The following is a 23,786-nucleotide window of genomic DNA, read 5'->3' as shown; positions in this document are numbered from 1 at the left end:
CTTCATGGCCTTCATGGCCTTCATGGCCTTCATGGCCTTCATGGCCTTCATGGCCTTCATGGCCTTCATGGCCTTCATGGCCTTCATGGCCTTCATGGCCTTCATGGCCTTCATGGCCTTCATGGCCTTCATGGCCCGTCTTGTTCGATCCCGACACTGCACGCTCGACCAGGAACATCCCGCATTTGGGGCATTTTCCGGGCTCGTCCGACACCACTTCGGGGTGCATCGGGCAGGTATATTCGATCCGTGTCGTCAGTGCAGGAGCGGTGAAATCCGTGACCTTCTGCGCAAAGGCGCCGGAGACGAAGGCGTGGCGGAGATCGGCAAGACCGGCGGCCAATCCGTCCTGCGACAACGCGCCGATCGCGTCCGGTTCGGGCAGGGCGGGGATCTCACCGGCACCCAACGCGAGGATCGCGCGGGGCCGGGGCATCTGCGCCCAGACAACGCAGGCGGCGTCGCGCAGCGCGGGCGGCAACGGCCCGGCAATCAGCAACACATTCGCGTGGCGCGGGGTATCGGCGCGGTGAAGTCCGACAGCGGCAAGATCCAGCCCAAGCGCCTGCGCGACATCGGGGCCCGGCACCACAAAGGCGCACAGATCCCGCGCCATCGCCTGCGCGATCAGTCCACGAAAACCCGTCATCCTGCCTTCGCGTGCTCCGGACAAAATCTTCATTGCCGCCTCAACGCGCCCTGGGACCAGCCATAGAGCAGCCCAAGGAACAAAACCGCCAGGAAAACGCCCATGTCGAGAAGGGCGACCAACCCTTCTTCGCGGTAGACCACCGCCCATGGATACATGAATGCCATCTCCATGTCGAAGGCGAGAAACAATAGTGCATAGCCGTAATATTTCGCGTGATAGCGCACCCAAACCGGATCACGCGACAATGTGCCGGCAGTGGCGGGCACGTCCTTGGCTGGTTCGGCTTGACTTAAGCCAATGACACGGGCCAGCGCATAGAGGCTCAGGACCAAGCCGACCGTGCCGACCGTCAGGCCGAAAAGAATAGCATATTGGGCAAGCTCACTCATTTGTTTTTCGTAGCTCCTGCCGTGACTCGCTGAATGTACCGAAACATAGTCACGGCGACTTGGCATGACAACTGCACAACTGCGGTTTTGCACCGGAACCATGTCGGGCCGGACCGATCGCCTGCCGGGCATCTTGTCACAGGCCGTTGCCCCTGCGCGGCACACCGGCGTGGACATCCCGTTCGCATGGTCCGGGTAAGAACAAGTGCGCTGGCAGCAGGGCAGGAAAGCGGTTCCCATACCCCGGACCACGTTACGGTCGGAGCGGCCTGTATCCTAAGGGGGATGAGCACGCCGCTCGCCTCGATCTTCGGAAGCGCGTTTCATGTTGTCGTCCCGCTTTTGGCCGGCCGCCCCGGTTGTGCCGGTGGCAAAGCAACGGTAGGGGGCAAGGTGAGCAGACAGCACGTGACAGTGTTCCGCCGGGCGGATAGAACGAAAGAAGTTCGTCTTTTCAATTCCGACTGGAACCTCTCGCATGTGCCTTTCCCAGACTGTCAGCTTCACCGCCAGCGCCTTCCTTGTCACCGGTGGCACTTACGCAGTAGCGCGGGCCTGGGCGATCAACAAACGCTACCTTCCGGTGGCCCTGATGCCGGTCTTCGCCGGTCTCCAGCAGTTCATGGAAGGAAATGTCTGGTGGGGGGTGAACACCGGTGATCCGGGCACGACCCTGCTGGGCGCGCTTGGCTTCATCTTCTTCACTTGGTTCATGTGGCCGTTCTGGATACCGCTGGCCAGTTGGGTGCTGGAACCGCCCGAAAGTCGTCGACGACCTTGGATGGCGGCGATGTCGGTCGCCGGGTTGGCCTTCGGCCTGGCACTCTACCTGCCGCATCTGGTGCGGCCCGACTGGGTTGAGGTAACGGTCAATCAGGATTCATTGGCCTATGAGGGCACGATGATCCTCGACTACCTGATGCCACGCTGGATGACCTATGTGGTTTACCTGTTCCTGATCATCGCACCGCCTGCGATCTCGACCTATTACCACATGCGCTGGTTCGCGCTGACCATCGTCGCGGTGGTGGTCGTTGACATCCTGTTCCTGCGCTATGCCTATATTTCCTTCTTCTGCCTTCTTGCAGGGCTGGGGACGCTGCATTTGATATACATCATCGTGCGGAACAAATGCGCGCGTGAATGCCCGGTGCTGTTCGCCTGAAAACGGTCAAGGGCGCACGGGCGGTCGCGGCCAGGGGATGCCGCGCTGCGGCTTGTTGCGACTCGGGCGAGGGCGTAGGCTTGGCATGTGCGATGCGTTGGTGGGTGGCACTGCCCACCATAAATGGGGGATTTGCGTCATGAGATATGGAGCGATTATTTGTGCGGCAGGGGTGTTTGCCGCTTCCGGTGCGCTGGCCGATACGGACTGGATGGGCACCATTCTGGCGGCAACAGAGAAGTATGCGGATGTCAACGTGGCTTTGGCCGAGGGCTTCTTTCCGGCGCCGCCGGGCGATTGCACGTCGGCCGCCGCCGAAGGTCTGCCGCCCGAAATGGGGAGCATGGGCATTCACTATATCCATCCCGGTTTGCTTGGTCTTGCGCCGCCGGGCGACGGTCGGGTGAACGGCTCAGGGATGAACACCGATTTTGCCAAACCGTCAATCCTGCTCTACGAGCCGCAGACGGACGGGTCGCTTGTTCTGGTCGGGGTCGAGAACCTCATCTTCCAGGCGGCCTGGGCCGAAGCGGGCAACGAGAGCCCGCCGATGTTCCGCGATCAGCCTTGGGATACGATGGCGGACATGGGCGATACCGATGGCGATGAAGCCCATGGGTTCGAACCGCATTACGATCTGCATATCTGGACCCAGCGCGAGAACCCCCAAGGGATATACGCGCCGTTCAATCCAAACGTATCCTGCGGCTGAGATCCGGTCCCGCTGGCCGGGTGCGCGGGGCTTGTCTGGTCCCGCGTCCCGGAGGTCGTCGTTGAGATCCTGTTCCAGCGTCATGCCTATATTTCCTTCTTCTGCCTTCTTGCAGGGCGGGGAACGCTGCATTTGATATACATCATCGTGCGGAACAAATGCGCGCGCGATTTCCCGGTGCTGTTCGCCTGACGGAAGGCGCTTTGACCGCCGGTTGACCGCCGGGCGTTCGGCATTCCTGGGCTTTCTGGCCAAGCGTCTGGGCAACCGCGCCGATGCAAAGATGTGCTTCAGGAATCCCAAGTCTGCGTCCGGGCGTGAAAGAACCAACTGCACGTGGCAGAGCGCATGGATGCCTGGCTCTACGGGGTGCTGCGCTCGGCGCGCAACGACCATTGTCGAAAGGATGACCGCGCTTCGGTCGCGGCCGAACTCGACCTCAGGCCCGGCACCCTCAATGTCAGACTGCTTGGCTTTGCCGACTGTTCCTGCCCTCCGGTTAGCCTCGTGCGCCCGGTCGACGGGACGGATTGCGGGGGCCGCAGCCACGCCGACTGATCTGCCGTTTGCGTAATGATGTCCTGAAAACCGCGTCTACCAGATGAAGGGCTTTCATGCCCGGCAACTCAGGGAGGAGTGCCCATGATGACGTCACGATCCTCATGTTCCGGCCTCGACGCGATCGGGCCGGAATTTGACGAGGAATTCCGGAACATCCTCGATGCGCTGTTCTGTGCCTGCAATTCGGGATTGCAGGACACTGACACAAGTCTGCGTCGCGAATTGTTCCGGATGACAGAATTGGACGGACAGACCACCGCCCGTGCTGCGCGCGCGCTGGGTATCGGGATTTCGCAAGCGGAAGAGATGCTGGCTGCGACCCGGCGCGATATCACTGTGCTGATGGCTCTCGGGCTTTGCAAGCCGGTGTTTCCCGGGCCCGCAGATTCGCGCCACTCTCACGGCTGCCGGTGTGGAAATTCCACGATGGCACGAGGGCACAAACCGCCGATGGCACCCTGACCGGTCGCCCGCCGGGCGAAATCCGGGCACTGGGCCCTTCGGCTGTTGCCGGGCGGCGTGGTGAACCGGCGACCGCCTGCCACCCACGGCAACAAAATCGGTAATGGTCCGCGCGACCGGACGTCCTTGTTGAGAGACAGGGCAGCTTGAGACCCGAGGCAGTGGCCCGCAAGTCAAAGAAAGACCAGAGATGATCACCCTAAGAGATCGTTCGGTCGCGCCAATGCGCCGCGTCCAGCGCGCAGGCGATACCGCGCATCTGATGCCCCATTCCGGGCGCGCTTCTCACCGATGCGAAGAGCGTCGCGGCGGTGGCCGGTGCCGGACCGACCGTTGACCATGGGCACAAGACAAACAACGGCGGCGCGCAAGCCCGCCCACGGAAAAGGATAATGGAATGACGCGTCAAACAACATATCTGGCCGCTTCGGCGGCGATCTTTTCCGGGCTTCTGGTGGCGGCCTGGGTTACACATGGGACCGGTATCGTAAGGGATGATCCCGAGCGCAACATCGTGATCCCCGGCGAGTTGGACAGCACCTTGCAGGTCAAGGTCGCCTATGACGGCGAGACGATCTGGTTCCGTTACCGCTGGCCGGTCGAACGGCCTGCGATCTTCAATGACGTTCTGGTCTATCAGGATGGCAAGTGGGAAGCCCGCGGCGGCGAGTCGCTGGGCCCCAACCCCCAGTTCCTGACCGAGGACCGGGTGGCGATGATGATCGACGACGGCTCTGTGCCGCTGTTTTCGCGCTACGGTGGCTACATCACGATCGGCGACGGGCTGACCACCTTCACCGGCACGCCCGAGACCGACGAGGAGCGGACGAAATATCTGCCCTCGACGCGGACCGATCCAAACGATTTCGACACCGTCAGGCCCGAGAGCGATCTGGAAAAGCTGCGCGCGGCGGGTCAGTTCATCGACCTCTGGCAATGGCGATCAAGCCGGTCAAACCCGATCGGGTTGGGTGATGACGGGCTGATTGCCGAGGCCCGCGAGGGCGACACCGGCACCGGCCCCTATTCGACCAATTTCGACAAGGCCACCGGCCAGCCGAAGTACATGTTCGCCCCCGATGTCGCCGGCTATCGCGCACTGGCTTTCGACGATGTCGTTTCCGGAGAGGTAGGTTTCAACGACACCTACTATCTCACTGCGCAGACCGCCGTGCCGTTCGACCCTGATTTTGCATGGAAGAACGGCGACACCATACCGCGTCGTTTCCTTCAACCGGAATCGGGTTCGCGTGGTGACGTCGTGCAACCGGCGGTGGCACGCTGGCGCAACGGGTTTTGGGACGTGACGTTGCAGCGCAAGATGGACACGGGCAACCCGCTCGACGACAAGATATTCCGCGACGGTGGCAGCTATGACGTGGCGTTCGCGGTATTCCGCAACGCCTCGACCATGCGCTGGCACTATATCTCTCTGCCGGTGTCGCTGGGACTGGGCGAACCCGCGCAAATTCAGGCCAAACGCTCTGAACCAGGCCAGCCGGACTGGACCGGCCCCTGGACCGAGGTCGAGGTCTACTATCCCGGCCAAGTCACCTGGGGACGGTTGACTGACCCGCGCCAGCACCCCGGTGCAGACCGGGTCGCGGCACGCGTTCCTGCGGCCTACCAGCACAGCGAACGCCAGCTCGCGCTCTACGGGGTTGAAATGGAATTTGCCGATGAGATCCGCCGCCAATGGCTTTGGACCCTCGCAATGAGCCTGTCGCTGATCGTGGCCTTCGGCGTCGGCATGGTGCTGCTGTTCCGCCGTCCGGAGGACAGGGCATGAGCACATATTCCAAAACACGTCACAGCACACGCGAACACGGGGAACCGAACATGAAACATGCAATTCAATATCGGCCGGCCATCCAGATCGGTCTTGTCGCATCTGCGCTGCTGGCCCTCGGTGCTGGCGCAGCATTCGCCCATGGCGGTGGCGGCGGCGTCGAAATGGAGCTTGAAGGCGCGCCATCCTTCTCGATCCCTCCGGTCTACCACATTCTGGTGGTGCACTTCCCGATCGCGCTCTGGCTGACGGCGGCGCTGTTCATTTTCTTCCGTGTATTCTCGGATTCCCAGCTTGCGGTCCGGCTGCAAAAGTCGGTCTGGCCGCTGATCCTGCTGGGTTCGTTTGCCGGATTGGTGGCCTATGGGCTGGGGCTGTCGATCTACCCTTGGTCGGCAATTACCCAGTCGCCGCTGGGTCGCAACCACATTATGCTGGCGACCTGGACACTCAGCTACTGGACCGTGTTGGGCGTGCTTGGTTACCGCTATCGGCGCCACCTGTTCGAGGGCGCGCAGCGCTGGGTGACATTCGTGCTGACGCTGATTGGCGCGACGGTCGTGACCATTACCGGCACGCTGGGCGGATCGCTCAACGGTACGCCGTCGCTTGTGACCAAGACCCTCGGCAAAGTGGGCTGGGAGGTTTACATGACCTTTTACCTGCCGACCTGGATGCTCTGGGCCTTTGGTCTGGGGGCGGTGGCGATTGTCACGCTCGGGGTCCTGGGACGGCGCTCGCGCGCCTGACGGCTGCGCTGACCGCCGGTGCGTCCGCCGCCCCGGCGAACCCAGACGACTTGGAACTCTATGACTGGTGGGTCTATCTCAGGCCCGCCAGCTTGCGCGTGTTAGATCATCCCTCCGCGGTCACGGCGCACCTCTGGGGCCAGTCCCGCTGCCTGTCGGATGCCGCGGCACCGGGGCGCAGGCCGGAGCGGTCGCTTGTGTCCGCGCCCAACCGGACCAGGTGGCACGAGCGGCGCGTCTTTGGCGGACCCTATCAGCTGGTTGTGGCCGAACGCCCGATCTGATGCCGGAATGGCAGAATACTGGTCATGCAGCCTGTAATGGAATGCGTCCGGCAACGTCTTCTATTTGAGCGCCACAGAGAAACTCTCGGGCGTGAAACTGGAAGGAGGCACTGGAAATGACCCTGATCCTTATCGCCCTGGCCCTTGCGACTCCCGCCCTTTGGGCTGTTGTCCAGGCGCAATCCCGGGCCGTTCCGGCCCCACTGCCGATACGATCCGTTCCGGACCGCCAGAAGCCCATGAATTTGGCTTTCTGAACCCGGATCACTCACACAAACACAGAACAGGAGAACCATGACAATGAAAACGACACGCATCATCTCACTCGCAGCTGCCGGATTCCTGGCCGTGACCGGTGCGGCCCTAGCTCACGAGATGGATACCGATCAGGACGGGCTCTACACGCTCACCGAAATGCAAACCGAGTATGCCGAACTGACACAGAGCGACTACGACGCGCTTGACACCAACGCCGATGGCGCGATCGATGCCGACGAACTGGAAGCGGCAATCGCAAGTGGTGCATTGCCCGCGATGGAATAACGTCTGAACCACGGCGGGTCCGAGGGCGCGCCGTGGTTCGACACGCCCAAAAACCCAGGCAGAAGAATCTGGCCTATGAGGCAGATGTCGATGCAAGACCATCCCAAACGGCCATTGTGCCTGACCGGTCGCGCCTGAGCAGATCACGCGGGAAAGTTATAGATGAACACCAAAATGGCTTTCACGATCGTCGGGGCAGGGCCTGCGGGCCTTGCTTGCGCGATCGTGCTCGCGCGTGGCGGTGCCAAGGTCGTGGTGCGTGAATGGAAGGACCGCGTCGGCCACCGCTTTCACGACGATTTTCAGGGCCTGGAAAACTGGTCCCGCGAGTCGGATGCGCTGGAGGACCTGGTGGCGGCCGGTATCGCCGCCGATTTCGAGCACCATCCCTTTGATCGGGGTATCGTCTTCGACCCCGCAGGGCGACAACACCGGGTGCGGGGGCGGCGACCGCTGTTCTATCTTGTCCGCCGTGGCCCAGGCGAGGGAACGCTCGACAGCGCGCTTCTGGCCCAGGCCCGCGCCGCCGGGGTCGAGCTGCGTTTCGGCGACCGGGTCCACGATTTCAACGGTGCCGGAGTTCTTGCCGCGGGGCCGCGCGAGGCCGGGGTGATCGCAGCGGGTCATGTCTTCGAGACGGGTATGGCTGATGGTGCCTGGCTGGCGCTCGGACATGCCGTCGCACCAGCCGGTTACGCCTATCTGCTGGTGAAAAACGGGCGCGGCACTGTGGCGAGCTGCATGTTCACGCGCTTCCGCGATCAGGCCAGACATGTCAGGGCGGCCGAGGAATTCTTTCGAGTCCATGTCGGCCTTGAGATGCGCAATCCGCGCGCCTTCGGCGGCTACGGCAACATGCGCCTGCCACGGACGGCTAACCAGGGCGGTCATCCTGTGATTGGCGAGCACGCCGGGTTCCAGGACGCGCTTGCCGGGTTCGGGATGCGCTACGCCATCCACTCGGGCGTGCTGGCCGCACAAAGCCTGCTTTCAGGAGACGACTACACCGCCCTCTGGCAAGCGGAACTGGGGCCGGGGCTGAAGGCCGGGATCGCCAACCGCTGGATCTTCAACCTGGCGGGCGAGACCGGGATGCGGTTTGCCATTGGAAGTCTTGCAAATCGTGATGCAGGTGACCTGTTGCGCCGCGCCTACGACCTGACGCCGCTGAAGCGGCTGGCGCTGCCGATCGCGCTGCGGCGCTTCCGCGCACCGCTTGCAGATCCAAGCTGTAGCCACGAGGATTGCGATTGTGTTTGGTGCCGGCGCGGCGACCACGGCGCCGCAGGTGAGGTCCAGACCTGAAGTTTCCGCGACACGGCCAGAGCATCAGGAGGACCCGCCGTGAAACACGAACCGACCATCGCGACCGTCCTTGCCTGCACCCAGCCGCAAATGGGGGCGATCCCTGCCGACATGCTCTTGAACGAACGGCTGGGCGGTGCCGCCTGCTCAAGCATTGTTTTGGGCCGCGGTGGGATCGTCCTGATCGCACTGCCGCAGACGTTCATGGCTTCAACCGGGGCCGCTCTCTTGACCGCCAATACCGTCATGAAAAGGTGGCACGCCTCTCACGCTCTGATCCCTCCGGCGCGAGATTGTCGGACGGGGATGGCCAGCGCGCGTCGTGAGCGCGGTGTGGCGTTTCAGGCCGGAATAGGGTATGACAGCGCAACATTTTCCAATCCTTATGGCCGGTTACGAGAAAAACCTGTCTAACGGTGAATACCGAGGAAAGGCATGTCCTCACCGCGACCTCTGGCAAGCACGACGGAATGAGGTGGCAACAGATCGAGAGTCAAAAGGGAAAATCGTTCTCTTATGCTTCCCCAGATGCGTTGCCTGCGCCATGACGATGGCCCAAGCGCAAGCGTTGAAATCCATCTGCGTCTGCCGATGAGGAACACCGATCTGTTCCTTCTCCTGGTCGCGTCTAAGAGTGGTAAGCGTGGCGGCCTTGTTGCGACGGGATGGTTTCCCATTCTCGCACCTGTCGTCTATTTGCAGGTCAACGAGATCGCGAAAGTTTGCCAGACGGACGGCATGTTCGGCCAGCCCATGACCCGACCGGGGTCCCGCTTGGTCAGCCCAGCATTGGGCATCGTTACGATCCTTTCGTCTGATCTGGACCCGTTTGGCACCGAAAGGAAGTTTGGTGGTGGAGGCCATTTTCGTCTATTCTGTGCGCGCAATATGTCGTCGCAAAGGGGCAAATTCGGGAATGCTGGGGCGTGTTTCAGCATGGCAATATCTGACGCCTACAGTTGGTAGGCGCGCAAAGTAACCCGATAAAACAATGTTCTATCTCGTTCACGACCCTCAATGCTGGGTCGGGTGTGTTCATAATTTGAACCAATATGGTGATCGGAACCGGCTGCATCATCGGCGCAAATGGAACTGACATTATGACAAGCCCTGGCGAGTGTTCGAGGGAACACGTGATTGGGTTCATCAACGCGCATCGGGACCAGAAGGACTTTTGGCCTTTCCGACGCCTTCAGCAGGTCATGGCCATTCGTCCTGCGGGGCAGCGATCAGAGCTTTATGAGTTGGCGGTCGAACTTGGATAGCAGGTGCCAGTGTTTACGGGACCGATCGCTATAATCGTTCCGGGGTGACGAATTTATTTGCGATGCGCCGGATGCACCGGACGCGCCAACGGGGCGCCGCACTGTCTTAATTTTACGCCGACGCGGTCGCTTGGTCCTCTGGGCTGAGATCGAGCAGTGCCGCGATCTCAGTAGATGCGCTGCGGATGGCTACGGTCCCCGCTGCGATGCAATGGCGCTTGAACTTGAACTCCAGCGTTCCGATCGTTTGGGAAAATTCGGGGCGGATCACCAGATCTGCCTGGGCGAAGCGCAACCGCGCATGTTGGTTCTGGCACACTTCGACAGACCGCAACATTGCCTGCACACCGTTTTGCGGACCGGTCGTGGTTTCACGTTGGCTGGGATCCACGGCAATCACAACCTCCGCACCGCTGGCACGCGCGATGTCAATAGGTGCGATGTCGGCGTAAGCCCCATCCATCAGCACATGCGGATCATCGGTCAGGGGTGGCAATATCCCAGCAAGTGCCGCGCTTGCGTATACGTAATCCGCTGCGCGACCCTTGCCGTATACGACGCGTTCACCGGACAACATGTCGGTTGCACAGACGAAAACCGGCACACGACCATCTTCCAGGTTCTTGCCTTGGGTCAGGTCGGACAGGACATTGCGGCCCCATGTCTCGGTGCGCGCACCGGCCCCCCAACCGAAATACATGTCCCGTGCGGCAAGCAAAGCGGTCCGAAGGCCCCTCATCCTTGCGACCAGGCCCGGCAGGCGAAAGTCGGGCGTTGCCGGAAACCCGCTGGTATCCATGCCAACCAGTTCGTCGTACCAATCATCATTCAGCGCATATGTGGCGCCGACGACCGCGCCCATCGATACGCCCACGATGGCGCTGGGGACGTAGCCTTTGGCGACCAGCGCCTTGAGCACACCGGCATGCGACAAACCCCTTGCCCCGCCGCCGCTGAACACAAGGGCGAAGGATTTATGGGGTCCGTCATTCGGTCTTATCCGGCCTGTCAACATCGAGCCTCCGCTTTCAGGATCTTTTCCAGGTGCCTTGGGAATAGGCTTGATCTGTCCTGACCTGATCCAACCTCCTCGATGCCGAGACGCGACATCGGCAGAGTTGATATATAATCTGCGCCAAACGCGCTGCCGCTCGTGAAGCCTGTTCTTGATCGATGTGTCATCGGTCGGTTTCCTTTGGTTTATCCCGCAAGGCTCAAATCGAACTGCGCTCGTTCACAAGACTACAGCCGATCTTTTCCAACGATGGAAGTAACTCTTCAAGACTAACGATGTCCGATATTCCGACATGGCCGGTTCTTTGGGCGGCCTCGGCGGTCAGCAGTTTTTCTGCCACTTTTGCGGCCACCATGCCCGTTACCCGCGATTGGTTCTGACCGGCTAATTGTATCGTCCCGCTAGCGTGATCGGACCGTGCGCGTACGAACAGACCCAAGGTGTCGTCGGACAGGCGCAATGCCTGAAGAATTGCTCTGAGGAAAGGTTGCGATACGCTCAGGATACCTGGGTATCTGACCAGCAAAGGTGCGATCGCAGGCAGCATTCGCGTTGACCATTTCGGGACCAGTGCAAGGGCTGATGTTACAGTCTCCACCTGCAATTTCTGTTTCACTTTGTCCCGATCGACAAAATCGACCGGGATGACGTAGCGACCGACGGCTGGCAATGGGGGAACGATGCTTTCGGCCCTGCTTGCCTCAACGCAACGTGCCAGTGTCCAGTCCATTGCTTCCACGCCGTGTGTTCCGACCAAGCCAAGCTGCAAGATCAGTTCCGCGACCTCCGTTTGGGGTACGTCATCTACGATGTGTTGCAACATGAGATTGCTCAGGCCCGGCGCAAGACCGACCTCGGTGACAAGCGCGACATGCGCGGCTTGGGCATCAGCCGATATACTGCCAATAGTCCGCATGACCGATACGCTGGCTGCAACCGAAATCATGGATATTCTGTGATCAATGCAGGCGCGTGCGGCCGTTTCGGCACCAGCTTCGGTATTCAGAACAACAAGCGACGCCATCGGAAATACGGCATTGATGGAAGCGCGCGAGGTCAGGTCAATGTGCTGGGCGGTGACTCCCGATGCGAATGTGTCGGCAAGTGCTTTCGCTTTTTTCAGGGACCGGCCAGCCACGATGATCTGTGCTTCGGGCAGGTTCCTGTGCAGTTCGGTAACGATATGCGTTCCTACGGCACCGTAGCCGCCGACGATCAGGATTGTTTTTTCTTCCGGCAAATCTCAGCATCCTTTCCGGGGCGGATGGCCTGCTTAGGCACTTCTCTGGCCGCTTTTACGCGACGTTGGATACACCTGCTCATCATACCCCGACACATGAACTCAGACGCAGCACGGTGCAAAACCTTACGATGAAAGATGTTCCGGCACCCAAGATATACGTCGGGAAGGTTCGATCCGGCGACCATCCACGCCGCATATTGGATTGCCGGATGACCGTTTCCCACAAAATCTGTTGGTTGACGCTGTAACCTTTGGCGACAGGCAACGTCTATCACTCAAACGGTCGTTCCCGATCGCATGGATGATTAGACAGGAGCCAAACTTGAAAACACTGACCCTTGAGGTCCGCGGGCTGTTCGAGAAACTCGATCATCTCGCGGTCGAACGCCATTTGTCAGCCCTCGACGGGGTGCAACGCGCCGAGGCAAACCCTGCGTCGGCAAGCGTGACCGTGCACTACGATGAGACGGCGGTAGATGATGACGCACTGCGCAGGACGATTGACGCCTGCGGCTTCCATTGTGTCGGAGAACAGGTTCCAAACCATGTCGGTCAGCGGAACCAGATGGACCATGAAGGCCATGCAGCACAGGGCGGAAAAGCCCCTGCCGCCAAAGATGCGATGGCGCATGAGATGGGCCATGGTGGCGGCATGGAGATGGCCGACATGGTCCGCGACATGCGCAACCGTTTCTGGGTGGCGCTGCTTTTTACCATCCCGATCTTCATCTACTCGCCAATGGGCGGCATGTTCACGCCACCGGCGCCGCCTTTCGGTCTCAGGCTGGACCTGTGGCTGTTCTTCCTCGGTAGTGCGGCGGTGCTCTGGCCAAGCTGGCCGTTTTTCGTGGCGGCGTGGCGGGCCTTGAAAAACGGCATCCTCAACATGGCGGTGCTGGTCGTGCTGTCGGTCGGCACCGGCTATGTTTTCAGCGTCGGCTCGACCTTCTTCTTTCCAGGTGTGCAATTCTACGAGGCGGTCGCGGTGCTGTTGGTCTTTATCCTGCTGGGCCACTGGTTGGAAATGCGGGCGCGGGCAGGGGCGTCTGCGGCAATCCGGGCACTGCTCGACCTTGCGCCGCCGAAGGCCATTGTGATCCGCGACGGGCAAGAGGTCGAGGTGCCGACCTCCGAAGTGCTGGAAGGCGAAACGGTGGTGATCCGTCCCGGCAACAAGATCCCGGTGGATGGTGAGGTTTTGGAAGGATCGTCGCTGGTGGACGAGTCGATGCTGACGGGCGAGTCGATGCCGGTGAACAAGGCCGTGGGCGATACCGTTATCGGGGCCACGATCAACAAGAGCGGCACGTTCCGCTACCGCGCCACCAAGGTCGGTGCCGATACCGCGCTGGCGCAGATCGTCAAGCTGGTCCAAGAGGCGCAGAATTCCAAGGCACCGGCACAGCTTCTGGCGGACCGTGCCTCGCAATGGCTGGTCCTCATCGCTATCGTGATCGGGCTGGCCACCTTCGCGGTCTGGTTCTGGTGGATCGGTTCGCCGCTGTTGTTCGCGCTGACGCTGACGATCACCGTTTTCGTCATCGCCTGCCCGGATGCGTTGGGTCTGGCCACCCCGATGGCGGTGATGGTCGGCACCGGGCTGGGGGCGCAGCACGGCATCCTGTTCAAGAATGCCGGGGCGCTTGAGGACGCGACGAAGCTTGACGTGATCGTCTTCGACAAGACCGGCACGCTGACGATGGGCGAACCGCGCGTTGTCGAACTCGTCGCGGCCGAGGGTCGCTCCGAGGACGACGCCCTGCGCGCAGCGGCTGCCGTTGATCGCGGCTCGGACCATCCTCTGGCGCTGGCGATCGTCAAACGTGCCGAGGGTCTCGATGTGCCGCAGATGACCGGGTTCGAGAACCTTGAAGGCCGCGGCGCGCGTGCCGAGATCGCGGGCGAGCCCGTGCTGGTTGGCAACCGACGGCTGATGGATGAGGAACGTATTGACCTTGGGGCCCTGACAGCAAAGGCCGAGCGTCTGAAGGGTGAAGGCCGCACCGTGGTGCATGTGGCTCAGGCCGGGCGTGTGCTGGGCCTGATCGCCATTGCCGACGCGCCGCGCCCCAGCGCCAAGGCCGCCGTGGCCAAGCTGCGCGAACGCGGGGTCGAGGTCGCGATGCTGACCGGCGACAACGAGGGCACCGCGCGGCGCATCGCGGGCGAGCTTGGCATCGACATGGTGCTGGCCGACGTGCTGCCGGGTCAGAAGGCCGACAAGGTCAAGGAACTTCAGGCCCAAGGCAAAAAGGTCGGAATGGTCGGTGACGGCGTCAACGACGCGCCCGCGCTGACCCAGGCCGATGTCGGCTTTGCCATCGGAGCGGGCACCGATGTGGCGATGGAAAGCGCCGATGTCGTGCTGATGAAAAGCGATCCCTACGATGTCGTGGGGGCGATCGAATTGTCGCGCGCCACCCTGCGCAAGATGCACCAGAACCTGTTCTGGGCGGTGGCGTATAACGTTGTCGCGTTTCCGATGGCCGCGGGCGTGTTCTATCCGCTGATCATCAGCCCCGCCGTGGCGGCGATTGCCATGTCGGGCAGCTCGGCGTTGGTCGCCGTCAATGCGCTTCTGCTCAAGCGGACGCGGCTGGAAGGGATCGGCGGCGGCCAAGGCAGCGCGGGTGGTCGGCGCGATCCGGTGGAACCTGAATCCATCCAGGCGTTGGGTTCCACAAGTCAAGCGCACCAAACACATTGAATGAAGGGGAGGCCACTATGACCGATACATCAATAGACAAAAAACCCGACGGAGATGGGCTGGCGGCACGATTTCCCACCGCCTATTCGATCCTTTTCTTGCTGATCATTGTTGTTGCCGCTCTTACGTGGATCATTCCCGCAGGGCAGTACGACCGTGCGATGAATGACGAGGTCGGACGCGAGATTGCAGTGCCCGGCACCTATCAGACGGTCGAGGCAAATCCGCAGGGTTTCGTGGATGTCATGCTGGCACCCGTCGCGGGGTTCTACGACCCTGACAGCTATGCCGCCAATGCCATCGACGTGGCGCTGTTCGTGCTGCTGCTGGGCGGTTTTCTGGGTGTGGTGAATGCAACCAAAGCAATCGATACGGGGATTCAGACGGCGATGGTGCGGCTGAAGGGTCGCGAGATATGGATGATCCCGATCCTCATGTCGCTTTTCGCCTTGGGCGGCACCACCTATGGGATGGCCGAGGAAACGCTGGCCTTCTATGCCCTGCTGATCCCGGTCGTCATTGCCGCCGGTTACGATTCCGTGACCGGCGTGGCAATTATCCTGATCGGCGCGGGCATCGGCACGCTGGGATCGACCATCAACCCCTTCGCCACCGTGATCGCCTCGAACGCGGCGGGTATTCCATTCACCCAAGGCATGGCCTTGCGGCTGGTCATCCTGTTGGGTGGCCTCGTGATCTGTATCGCCTACGTCATGCGCTACGCTTCAAGGGTCAAGGCGGATCCGGTCCGGTCCGTCGTGGCCGGTCAACGCGACAGCGATCGCCAGTTTTTCCTGAACGACGCAGATGTGGACGTGATCGAACCGCAGCTGAGCGGCATCCAGAAACTGGTGCTTGTCCTGTTTTTCGCCACCTTTGCCGTAATGATCTGGGGTGTGTCGAGCCAGGGCTGGTGGATGGCCCGGATGGGCGCATTGTTCTTCGGTATGGCGATTGTCGTCGGGTTGGTCGCGCGGATGGGTGAAAAGAAGCTGACCACGGCCTTTGTCGACGGTGCGAAGGATCTGCTGGGGGTCGCCCTTGTGATCGGACTGGCGCGCGGCATCGTGGTCATCATGGAGCAGGGTCTGATCGCCGACACCATCCTGAACAGCGCGGCCGACTCCCTCGGTGGCCTGCCGGAGATCGCGTTCATCAACCTGATGCTCTGGATCGAAATCGGGATGAGCTTTCTTGTGCCGTCCTCGTCGGGCCTGGCGGTTCTGTCGATGCCGATCCTTGCGCCTTTGGGCGACTTTGCCGGCGTTGGCCGCGACCTTGTGGTGACTGCCTATCAATCCGCAAGCGGTCTGGTGAACCTGATTACGCCCACATCCGCTGTGGTGATCGGCGGTCTGGCCATCGGACGCGTGTCGTTCGACCGATGGGTCGTCTTCGTCTGGCCATTGCTGCTGATCCTTGTCGTCTTCATCTCGGCGGGCATCAGTCTGGCCGCCATTCTCTGATTGAAAAAAGGAGCTATCTCAGATGTCTGAGCTGAAATTGGGTGTCCATTCGGAAACCGGGCAGTTGCGTCAGGTGATCGTATCGCCACCGGGTCTTGCCCACCGTCGCCTGACCCCAGACAATTGTGCGGATCTGCTGTTTGACGATGTGTTCTGGGTCAAGCAGGCGATCAAGGACCATGCCGTCTTTGCCGACATTATGCGTGGCGAGGGGATCGAAGTGCTGGACGCCATGGCGCTGCTTGCCCAGACGCTGGACATACCGCAAGGGCGCGCCTGGGTGCTCGATCATCGGATCACCCGCAACGATGTGGGCGTGGGGATGCGGGACGATCTGCGCGCCTGGATGGAGGAGTTGCCGGGCGAAGATCTGGCCCGCTTCCTGGTGGGTGGCATAAGGGTGGATGATCTGCCCTTCACCCCGTCCGGCATGTTCGGCAGCTACCTTGGTCAGCACGGCTTCATCCTGCCGCCCTTGCCCAATTTCATCTTCACGCGGGACAACTCCGCCTGGGTCTATGGCGGGGTCACACTGAACCCGATGTACTGGCAGGCGCGGCGGCCTGAAACGCTGCTCATGGCCGCCGTCTATCGGTTTCACCCCAAGTTTACGGGCACGCGCGTCTGGTTCGGCGATCCGACGCGTGAATTCGGAGCCGCGACGCTGGAAGGTGGCGACATCATGCCCATCGGCCATGGGGTCGTGATGGTCGGCATGGGCGAACGCTCGTCCCCGCAGGCGGTGGGCCAGTTGGCCGAAGCCCTGTTCATGGGGGGCGATGTGACACGCGTCATCGCCTGCCAGATGCCCCGGTCGCGCGCGGCGATGCATCTGGACACGGTCTTCACCCATTGCGGCAATGATGTCGTGACCACGTTCAAGGAGGTGGCCGACGCCATCACCTGCTACGACCTGCGCCCCGGACCGGGAAACGCACCTCTCGATATTCGCCGTGACGCCCGCCACCTGTTCGAGATCACCGCCGAGATACTGGGGGTTAAGAAACTGCATCTTGTCCCGACGGGGGGCAGCGATCTGGCCGAACAATCGCGCGAGCAGTGGAATGACGGCAACAACGTGCTGGCGCTGCGCCCCGGCGTGGTGATCGGCTATGACCGCAACGACGACACCAACGCCGCGCTGAAAGACGCCGGGATCGAAGTGCTGGCCATTCCCGGTGCTGAACTTGGTCGGGGCAGGGGTGGCAGTCATTGCATGAGCTGCCCGACCATCCGCGACGCAATCTGACAAAAGGAAAACCCATGTCGTATAATCTGCGAAACCGCCACTTCCTGACGTTGCGGGACTTCAGCCCGCAGGAAATCGGCTTCTTGCTGAAACTGTCTGCCGATCTCAAGGCGGCCAAATATGGCGGCTATGAGGTGCCGCGCCTGACCGGAAAGGAAATCGCGCTGATCTTTGAAAAGGACAGCACCCGAACCCGCGTCGGGTTCGAGGTGGCGGCCCATGATCAGGGCGCGCATGTCACCTATCTGGGGCCGTCGGGATCGCATCTGGGCAAGAAGGAAACCGTAAAGGACACCGCCCGCGTGCTGGGCCGGGTCTATGATGCCATCGAATATCGCGGGTTTGGTCATCCGATCGTCGAGACGCTGGCCCAGTATGCAGGGGTGCCGGTCTATAATGGCCTCACGGACGAATTTCACCCGACCCAGATCCTAGCTGATTTTCTGACCATGTCCGAGCATTCGGACAAACCGCTGGGTCAGGTCGCCTATGCGTTTCTGGGCGATGCGGGCAACAACATGGGCGACAGCCTGTTGATCGGCGGGGCCAAGATGGGCATGGATGTGCGTCTGTGTGCACCAAAATCGCTCTGGCCCGAACAGGCCATTCGGGACGAGGCGCAAGAGATCGCCAGAAAGACCGGTGCGCGGATCACCATCACAGAGGATGTGTCCAAGGCCGTGAAAGACGCCGATTTTATCTACACCGATGTCTGGCTGTCGATGGGCGAATCCAAGGATAAATGGGAGGAGCGTATCCGCCAACTCCTGCCCTATCAGGTCAATGCCGACGTGATGGCGCAAACCGGCAATCCACAGACCAAATTCATGCATTGCCTGCCTGCCTTCCACAATGCCGACACCGAGGTTGGTGCCGAGATCGCCGAACATTTCGACATTACCGCGATGGAAGTGACCGAAGAGGTGTTCGAAAGTCCCGCCTCCATCGTGTTCGATCAGGCGGAAAACAGGTTGCACACGATCAAGGCGGTGCTTGTCGCCACGTTGGGGAACTAGACGTGCTGGTGGTCGCAGCATTGGGGGGCAATGCCCTGTTGCAGCGGGGCGAACCCCTGACGGCAGACAATCAGCGCGCCAACGTCCGCGCGGCCTCTGCGGCGCTCGCGGATGTGGTGCGCGCCGGACACCGGCTGGTGGTGACACACGGCAACGGACCACAGGTCGGGCTTCTGGCGCTTCAGGGCGCGGCCTACAAGCCTGATGAGGCATTCCCGCTTGACGTGCTGGGGGCCGAAACCGGTGGGATGATCGGCTATATGATCGAACAGGAGCTTGAGAATGCGCTGGACCATGCGCACCCGGTGGCCACGCTGCTGACGCAGGTGGTTGTCGATGCCGGCGATCCGGCGTTTCAGGCGCCCACCAAGTTCATCGGCCCGGTCTATGCGCGCGACGAGGCCGAAACACGCGCCGCCGCCGCCGGTTGGACCATCGCGCAGGACGGGGACAAATGGCGGCGCGTGGTCCCCTCGCCAAAGCCGCAGGATATCCCAGACTTGCGCGTGCTGCGCCTGCTGCTGGATCAGGGTGTGATCGTGATCTGCACCGGCGGTGGCGGTATTCCGGTGTTGCGTTTGCCTGACGGCAGTATGACCGGGATCGAGGCGGTGATCGACAAGGATGCCGCCAGTGCGCTGCTGGCGCGGCGGCTGGGGGCTGATGCGCTGCTTCTGCTGACCGACGTGGACGCGGCATACCGCGACTTCGGCACCGATCACGCAGCCCCGATCCGTCGGCTGACGCCAGAGGCAGCGCGTGCGCTGGACTTGCCTGAGGGGTCGATGGGTCCCAAGATGGCGGCGGCGGCCGATTTCGCCGACGGGGGCGGCCTTGCCGGGATCGGCCGCCTCAAGGATGCGCTGGCGTTGCTGGATGGAGCCGCCGGGACGCAGGTTCGTGTGTCACCATCAACACCAGAAAAAGGAGATTCTCAATGAAACGTCTTGCAGACAAAGTCGCCCTGATTACCGGGGGTGCAGCGGGTATCGGTCTGGAAACCGCGCGGCTCTTTCTCAGCCAAGGTGCCAAGGTGGCGGTCGTGGATCTCAAGGAGAGTGATCTGTCGGATGCCGCAAAGGATCTTGGCGAATCCGGCGATTTGCTGACAATTGCGGCGGATGTTTCCCTGGTCGAGGATTGCAAACGATACGTTGCGCAGACGATCGAGGAATTCGGGCGCATTGACGTGTTCTTCAACAACGCCGGGATCGAAGGCAAGGTCGCGCCGCTTGTCGATCAGAAGATCGAGGATTTCGACCGCGTGATGGCGGTCAACGTGCGCGGTCCTTTTCTTGGGTTGCAACATGTCCTGCCTGTGATGATCGGGCAGAACGCGGGCAGCGTCATCAACATGTCGTCGATTGCCGGCCTGAAGGGCAGCCCGAACGTCGCGCCTTATATCACGTCGAAACATGCCGTCGTCGGTTTGACGCGCGCCGCTGCGATTGAGGTCGCGGGCTACAATGTGCGCGTCAACTCCGTGCATCCGTCGCCGGTCAATACCCGGATGATGCGGTCGTTGGAGGACGGCTTCAATCCGGGCCATGGCGATGAAGTGAAGCAACAGCTTTCGGATACGATCCCACTAGGGCGATATGGCGAAAGCCTCGATATTGCCAACCTGGTCTTGTTCCTTGCCTCTGACGAATCCGCCTTCATCACAGGCGCGCAATATCCCGTCGATGGCGGCATGGCTGCGGGTTGATTCAACGGGCAGGGGGTGCAATCCCTTCGTCCAAAGCGTTCGACCTGATCCCTGTGACCGGGATCAGGTCGAACGCCACGCGACATTTGTATCTTTTGGGTGACGCGCCAAAAAACAGTGCGTCAGGTTCTTAGCGGGTCAGCGTTTCGGCTGTGAATGCACCGACCCCAAGTGCTGTGTTCGTGCGCGCAATCGATGCGGATCCGTCTGACTCGGCTTCGGTCAAGGCGCGGATCGCGTCGATGGTCTCGGGGATCACAATCGCCTGGTTGTCGACCATGTAGGCATAGAACAGCTCGTCACCCTCGACCTTGAGCATGTCTTCCCACAAAGCCACTTCGTAAAGGCTGTCGTTCGGGCGACCGAGATCCGCCATCATTTCCTTGACCGTGTTGATCGCACTCAGCCCGTCGGCCATTCGGATCAGCGCGATGCGGGATGACGCACGGAACGCCGCCAGAACTTCGTCCTTCGAGGCCTTTCGCGGCATGCGAACCGACCAGTAATGCAGATGCGCAAGGGTCTGGGGCACTTTGACCGCCATCGTGATCACGTCAAGATCAGGATCGACGCTTTGTGCATCCGGGCCTTGATGGCTGGGAATTTCAGGCTCGGGAACGAGGGTATTCATGATACCCCCCAAATGACTTTCCCAGGGGTCGGTGGCACGTCTGAGCAGCGTCCCGCGCGCGGAGACAAGAAGCCCGGCCTGCTTCAGCGCGGAAAGTGTGCGAACGATCGAGGTCGTGTTGCAGGAGACGACCCGGGTGCTGTCGCGCCCGACTGCGCTGGTATAATTCGCTTCCGCGACGAAGGAATGGCCGGTCACGGCGTGTTTTTCCCCTCCATGAACGATGAAGCGGATACCCTTTTTATGATAGGTATCGACATTGCGTGCAGCAATCTTTTTCGGTGTGCAATCAATCACGATGTCGGCTGCGGCAAGCATGTCGTCCAGTCCGCCAGCCAGTTCCAGCCCTGCGTCTTGCATTGCGGGCGCTCGTTCCGGGTCGGCGGCGTAGAGGGCAAAACCCTTCGTGGCAGGCATCCGTGCGCGCCAGTCGGCGACCACATCTGCCACGCCGATCAGGTCCATGTCTGCCTGCACGGCCACCGCGTCTGCGACACGTTTGCCGATCACGCCGTATCCGTTCACGGCCACCTTGATATGTTTCATGCCAGTCATCTCGTTCTCCCAGTTTGGTTGCCAGTCGACCTGACGTGCAAACGCCGATCTGACCTGGCTTCGGCAATGTAGGCTCGCGTCAGCGGAACGGTGTCGCGGCGTTTGGCAAGCTGGATCTGGAACACCATCAACCGACCATTCCGGAACGCCGTTTCGCAGGCGGCCAGATAGAACTCCCACATGCGGCAGAACCGTTCGTCATAGAGCCTGCGCGCGCTCTCACGTTCGGCAGCGAAGCGTTCGGACCAGTGTCGCAGGGTCTGTGCATAATGCAAGCGCAGGATCTCGACATCTGTGACCCACAGCCCGGACCGTTCCGCCGCAGCGATGGTTGCGGACAGCGGCGCAAGATAGCCACCGGGGAAGATGTATTTACGGATCCAAGGGTCGCTGCCACCAGCGGGCGCCATCGTGCCGATTGCATGCACAAGAGCTACGCCATCGGGCTTCAGAATCCTTTGGAGCGTGTTGAAATAATCATCGAAGCCGCTGTGCCCGACATGCTCCAACATGCCAACTGACACGACCCGGTCGTATCGGCCCCGTTCTTCGCGATAGTCGCGCTGTTCGAAGGCGACCCGGTCGGACAGACCGGATTGCGTTGCGCGGGCGCGCGCGGCGGCAATCTGTTCCGCCGACAGGCTCAGGCCGGTTACGTGGGCTTGATGTTGTTGGGCAAGATCCAGTGCCAGACCGCCCCAGCCCGACCCGATGTCAAGAACGTCGAGGCCGGGCCGCAACAGCAGTTTTGCCGCGATGTGCCGTTTTTTGAGGTCTTGCGCTTCGTCCAGAGTTTCGTTTCCCGTTGCGAAATAGGCGCAGGAATATTGTCGGTCTGCGTCAAGAAACAGATCATAGAGCTTGGTCGAGAGGTCATAGTGATGCGCCACGTTCGAACGGGCGCGGTTGATCGGATTGTGGTGCAGTCTGCGACTCAGCAACCTGTCCAGCCACCGCCGGAGCCTTTTCCCGGGCATCAGGTCAAGGGTATCAATGTCGGTTGTACAGATCATGAGAAGGTCGCGCAGGCTGCCCGTCTCAATGCGGAGCGTTCCGTCCATATATGCCTCGCCAAGCGCAAGGCTCGGGTTTGCCAGCAATCGCGCCGGCAATCCGACATCATCCAAACGGACCGAAACGGTCGGGCCGCCACCGGGGCCAAAGCACCATTTCTCGCCATTGGGATCGAACACGGTCAGACGACCGTTTTGAATGAGGCGGTGAAGCGATTTGGCGAGCAACCACATGGTTGCACGCCTTGGCGCAAAACTCTGGTGCCGCATTTGGCCGTCGTGCAGGTCAAGGCTTTCATCTGTGGAGGATTCACTATCGGACATGTGCTGACTCCGGGCTTGTGTTGATCAGGAAAGCGCATCAGGCGCCCCCGCTCACTTGAAACAGACGACAGATGCCGAGGTTCATTACAGGGCCGTGTTGTGGTGGGTGGCATCTGAAGCCAGATGAACTGCGTTCAGATGCACTTCGTCCGAAATGGGTGGCGCTCCTGAATTTTGCAGTCATTGTCGTCCGTGGGCGGTGACTGCGAACGCGACGGCAGTCAAAATGTGGGCGATCGTTCGTTGTTCTGTTTGTCCTTCAAACTTCGGTGGCGTCCGCCGGGGATTCTCGCCGCGCACGGGCTTTTTCGGCGGCGTCGCAGTGGCAGTCAAGAAAGCCATGGACCGGGCAGGTCAGGCACATTTGCTGCAACCGTGTTTTCAACGCCTGCCGACCCCGGTGAAGGCGAACGGTGATATTGTTCAACGTGATCCCGAGGTCTTCGGCAACCGCGGCGCGCGGTTGTTCCAGAAGATCCACGCGCCAGATCACTTCGGCATATTCCGGTCTGAGTGTTGGCAACAGTTTGTAGAGGCAATTGCATATTGCCTCATCGAGTTCTTCGTCAAAACCGATGTGTACGGCGTCAAGGTCGTTCGGAGCCATGACCACCTCGCTTCGACGCTGCCGCGATAACCCGCGACCATAGTCTGCAATCGAAGACGCAAGTACTTGGCTGAGCCATCCGCGAACGGCACGCAAATCACGAATTTGCACGGAGCGGTCGATGGCCCGCAACATGAACGATTGCAGTACATCTTCGGCGGCCTGCGGGTCGCCCAGTCTCCGACGCAGGAAATTCAGGATCTGCTGGCGGCCTTCCACCAACGCGCAACGGACGGCGGCGTCCGCAGCCTTGGCAGCAACGTCAGGCCGCTCTGCTGTGGACAATCTGTCTTTCTTTTCATATCGCATCAGACACCTCTGTAGGATAAGACGTCGAATGCTTGGGAATGTTACATCGTCGGGGTGAAATGCCAAC

General features: G+C 61.0%; 23 protein-coding genes. 16 read left to right on the top strand and 7 right to left on the bottom strand.

Annotated features, from left to right (window positions below; genetic code table 11):
- Positions 1-649: heavy metal-binding domain-containing protein (locus AC13C8_RS04155; protein ID WP_482846465.1), on the bottom strand; the 649-nt coding region annotated here is incomplete at its 3' end.
- Positions 650-678: 29 nt separating this feature from the next.
- Complete coding sequence (locus tag AC13C8_RS04150; RefSeq protein ID WP_482846463.1) at positions 679-1,041, bottom strand: NADH-quinone oxidoreductase subunit A; 363 nt, start codon at positions 1,039-1,041, stop codon at positions 679-681.
- Positions 1,042-1,105: 64 nt separating this feature from the next.
- On the opposite strand from AC13C8_RS04150, the gene AC13C8_RS04145 reads away from it, so the two are divergent.
- From AC13C8_RS04145 to AC13C8_RS04100, 10 genes are all read left to right on the top strand, one after another.
- Entirely contained in the window at positions 1,106-1,240 is a 135-nt protein-coding gene (locus AC13C8_RS04145; protein WP_482846462.1) for a hypothetical protein, read from the top strand.
- Between the two features lie 279 nt (positions 1,241-1,519).
- Positions 1,520-2,206: a DUF6629 family protein gene (locus AC13C8_RS04140; protein ID WP_091429865.1), complete on the top strand. Its 687-nt coding sequence runs from the start codon at positions 1,520-1,522 to the stop codon at positions 2,204-2,206.
- Between the two features lie 139 nt (positions 2,207-2,345).
- Positions 2,346-2,918: a hypothetical protein gene (locus AC13C8_RS04135; RefSeq protein WP_245744689.1), complete on the top strand. Its 573-nt coding sequence runs from the start codon at positions 2,346-2,348 to the stop codon at positions 2,916-2,918.
- A 336-nt stretch (positions 2,919-3,254) separates the two neighbouring features.
- On the top strand, positions 3,255-3,476 hold the full coding sequence (locus AC13C8_RS04130; RefSeq protein ID WP_482846461.1) for a hypothetical protein: 222 nt from the start codon (positions 3,255-3,257) through the stop codon (positions 3,474-3,476).
- A gap of 84 nt (positions 3,477-3,560) precedes the next feature.
- The gene (locus tag AC13C8_RS04125) at positions 3,561-3,941 is read left to right on the top strand and encodes a hypothetical protein (RefSeq protein WP_091429866.1); all 381 of its coding nucleotides are present in this window, start codon (positions 3,561-3,563) and stop codon (positions 3,939-3,941) included.
- 397 nt (positions 3,942-4,338) lie between these two features.
- Positions 4,339-5,730: an ethylbenzene dehydrogenase-related protein gene (locus tag AC13C8_RS04120; RefSeq protein WP_091429867.1), complete on the top strand. Its 1,392-nt coding sequence runs from the start codon at positions 4,339-4,341 to the stop codon at positions 5,728-5,730.
- Positions 5,731-5,780: 50 nt separating this feature from the next.
- Positions 5,781-6,479 (top strand): DUF2231 domain-containing protein, encoded by a 699-nt coding sequence (locus AC13C8_RS04115; RefSeq protein WP_143064311.1) that lies wholly within the window; start codon positions 5,781-5,783, stop codon positions 6,477-6,479.
- 584 nt (positions 6,480-7,063) lie between these two features.
- Entirely contained in the window at positions 7,064-7,306 is a 243-nt protein-coding gene (locus AC13C8_RS04110) for an EF-hand domain-containing protein (protein WP_091429870.1), read from the top strand.
- Between the two features lie 162 nt (positions 7,307-7,468).
- Positions 7,469-8,611, top strand: coding sequence for an NAD(P)/FAD-dependent oxidoreductase (locus tag AC13C8_RS04105; protein ID WP_482846460.1), 1,143 nt, complete (start codon positions 7,469-7,471; stop codon positions 8,609-8,611).
- Positions 8,612-8,650: 39 nt separating this feature from the next.
- Positions 8,651-9,025, top strand: coding sequence for a hypothetical protein (locus AC13C8_RS04100; RefSeq protein WP_482846459.1), 375 nt, complete (start codon positions 8,651-8,653; stop codon positions 9,023-9,025).
- A 963-nt stretch (positions 9,026-9,988) separates the two neighbouring features.
- Here AC13C8_RS04100 and AC13C8_RS04095 read toward each other — a convergent pair.
- Positions 9,989-10,891 (bottom strand): patatin-like phospholipase family protein, encoded by a 903-nt coding sequence (locus AC13C8_RS04095; protein ID WP_482846458.1) that lies wholly within the window; start codon positions 10,889-10,891, stop codon positions 9,989-9,991.
- 199 nt (positions 10,892-11,090) lie between these two features.
- A complete protein-coding gene (locus AC13C8_RS04090; RefSeq protein WP_091429880.1) occupies positions 11,091-12,131 on the bottom strand; it encodes a saccharopine dehydrogenase NADP-binding domain-containing protein in 1,041 nt (346 codons plus the stop codon).
- A 325-nt stretch (positions 12,132-12,456) separates the two neighbouring features.
- Between AC13C8_RS04090 and AC13C8_RS04085 the strand changes: the two genes are divergently transcribed.
- From AC13C8_RS04085 to AC13C8_RS04060, 6 genes are read left to right on the top strand one after another with little or no spacing between them, the layout of a single operon-like run.
- Complete coding sequence (locus AC13C8_RS04085; protein ID WP_482846457.1) at positions 12,457-14,841, top strand: heavy metal translocating P-type ATPase; 2,385 nt, start codon at positions 12,457-12,459, stop codon at positions 14,839-14,841.
- Between the two features lie 17 nt (positions 14,842-14,858).
- Positions 14,859-16,307 carry a YfcC family protein gene (locus AC13C8_RS04080; RefSeq protein WP_091429882.1) on the top strand — a complete coding sequence of 483 codons (1,449 nt, stop codon included), beginning with the start codon at positions 14,859-14,861 and terminating at the stop codon, positions 16,305-16,307.
- Positions 16,308-16,329: 22 nt separating this feature from the next.
- The gene (locus AC13C8_RS04075; protein WP_482846456.1) at positions 16,330-17,556 is read left to right on the top strand and encodes an arginine deiminase; all 1,227 of its coding nucleotides are present in this window, start codon (positions 16,330-16,332) and stop codon (positions 17,554-17,556) included.
- A 14-nt stretch (positions 17,557-17,570) separates the two neighbouring features.
- Positions 17,571-18,572 (top strand): ornithine carbamoyltransferase, encoded by a 1,002-nt coding sequence (argF, locus tag AC13C8_RS04070; protein WP_091432216.1) that lies wholly within the window; start codon positions 17,571-17,573, stop codon positions 18,570-18,572.
- 2 nt (positions 18,573-18,574) lie between these two features.
- Positions 18,575-19,513 carry a carbamate kinase gene (arcC, locus tag AC13C8_RS04065; RefSeq protein WP_482846455.1) on the top strand — a complete coding sequence of 313 codons (939 nt, stop codon included), beginning with the start codon at positions 18,575-18,577 and terminating at the stop codon, positions 19,511-19,513.
- Entirely contained in the window at positions 19,510-20,280 is a 771-nt protein-coding gene (locus AC13C8_RS04060; RefSeq protein ID WP_482846454.1) for an SDR family NAD(P)-dependent oxidoreductase, read from the top strand. The genes arcC and AC13C8_RS04060 overlap by 4 nt, the downstream gene beginning before the upstream one ends.
- A 130-nt stretch (positions 20,281-20,410) precedes the next feature.
- Here the strand turns inward: AC13C8_RS04060 and AC13C8_RS04055 are convergent, their stop codons facing one another.
- The 3 genes from AC13C8_RS04055 to AC13C8_RS04045 form a co-directional block, all read right to left on the bottom strand.
- Entirely contained in the window at positions 20,411-21,466 is a 1,056-nt protein-coding gene (locus AC13C8_RS04055; RefSeq protein WP_482846453.1) for a type II glyceraldehyde-3-phosphate dehydrogenase, read from the bottom strand.
- A complete protein-coding gene (locus AC13C8_RS04050) occupies positions 21,463-22,803 on the bottom strand; it encodes a class I SAM-dependent methyltransferase (RefSeq protein ID WP_482846452.1) in 1,341 nt (446 codons plus the stop codon). Before AC13C8_RS04050 ends, AC13C8_RS04055 begins: the two co-directional genes overlap by 4 nt.
- Positions 22,804-23,062: 259 nt before the next feature.
- On the bottom strand, positions 23,063-23,719 hold the full coding sequence (locus AC13C8_RS04045; protein ID WP_091429898.1) for an RNA polymerase sigma factor: 657 nt from the start codon (positions 23,717-23,719) through the stop codon (positions 23,063-23,065).
- Positions 23,720-23,786: the final 67 nt, after the last annotated feature.

The sequence above is a fragment of the Aliiroseovarius sp. B-4 genome (genome assembly GCF_056857795.1).
This window is presented reverse-complemented; position numbering and strand designations above follow the sequence as displayed.

Coding starts and splice junctions, on each gene's coding strand:
- AC13C8_RS04050 (WP_482846452.1), bottom strand. CDS start 22,803: ATGTCCGATAGTGAATCCTCCACAGATGAAAGCCTTGACCTGCACGAC.
- AC13C8_RS04095 (WP_482846458.1), bottom strand. CDS start 10,891: ATGTTGACAGGCCGGATAAGACCGAATGACGGACCCCATAAATCCTTC.
- AC13C8_RS04125 (WP_091429866.1), top strand. CDS start 3,561: ATGATGACGTCACGATCCTCATGTTCCGGCCTCGACGCGATCGGGCCG.
- argF (WP_091432216.1), top strand. CDS start 17,571: ATGTCGTATAATCTGCGAAACCGCCACTTCCTGACGTTGCGGGACTTC.
- AC13C8_RS04145 (WP_482846462.1), top strand. CDS start 1,106: ATGACAACTGCACAACTGCGGTTTTGCACCGGAACCATGTCGGGCCGG.
- AC13C8_RS04105 (WP_482846460.1), top strand. CDS start 7,469: ATGAACACCAAAATGGCTTTCACGATCGTCGGGGCAGGGCCTGCGGGC.
- AC13C8_RS04110 (WP_091429870.1), top strand. CDS start 7,064: ATGAAAACGACACGCATCATCTCACTCGCAGCTGCCGGATTCCTGGCC.
- AC13C8_RS04150 (WP_482846463.1), bottom strand. CDS start 1,041: ATGAGTGAGCTTGCCCAATATGCTATTCTTTTCGGCCTGACGGTCGGC.
- AC13C8_RS04115 (WP_143064311.1), top strand. CDS start 5,781: ATGAAACATGCAATTCAATATCGGCCGGCCATCCAGATCGGTCTTGTC.
- AC13C8_RS04140 (WP_091429865.1), top strand. CDS start 1,520: ATGTGCCTTTCCCAGACTGTCAGCTTCACCGCCAGCGCCTTCCTTGTC.
- AC13C8_RS04080 (WP_091429882.1), top strand. CDS start 14,859: ATGACCGATACATCAATAGACAAAAAACCCGACGGAGATGGGCTGGCG.
- AC13C8_RS04055 (WP_482846453.1), bottom strand. CDS start 21,466: ATGACTGGCATGAAACATATCAAGGTGGCCGTGAACGGATACGGCGTG.
- AC13C8_RS04120 (WP_091429867.1), top strand. CDS start 4,339: ATGACGCGTCAAACAACATATCTGGCCGCTTCGGCGGCGATCTTTTCC.
- AC13C8_RS04135 (WP_245744689.1), top strand. CDS start 2,346: ATGAGATATGGAGCGATTATTTGTGCGGCAGGGGTGTTTGCCGCTTCC.
- AC13C8_RS04075 (WP_482846456.1), top strand. CDS start 16,330: ATGTCTGAGCTGAAATTGGGTGTCCATTCGGAAACCGGGCAGTTGCGT.
- AC13C8_RS04060 (WP_482846454.1), top strand. CDS start 19,510: ATGAAACGTCTTGCAGACAAAGTCGCCCTGATTACCGGGGGTGCAGCG.
- AC13C8_RS04045 (WP_091429898.1), bottom strand. CDS start 23,719: ATGCGATATGAAAAGAAAGACAGATTGTCCACAGCAGAGCGGCCTGAC.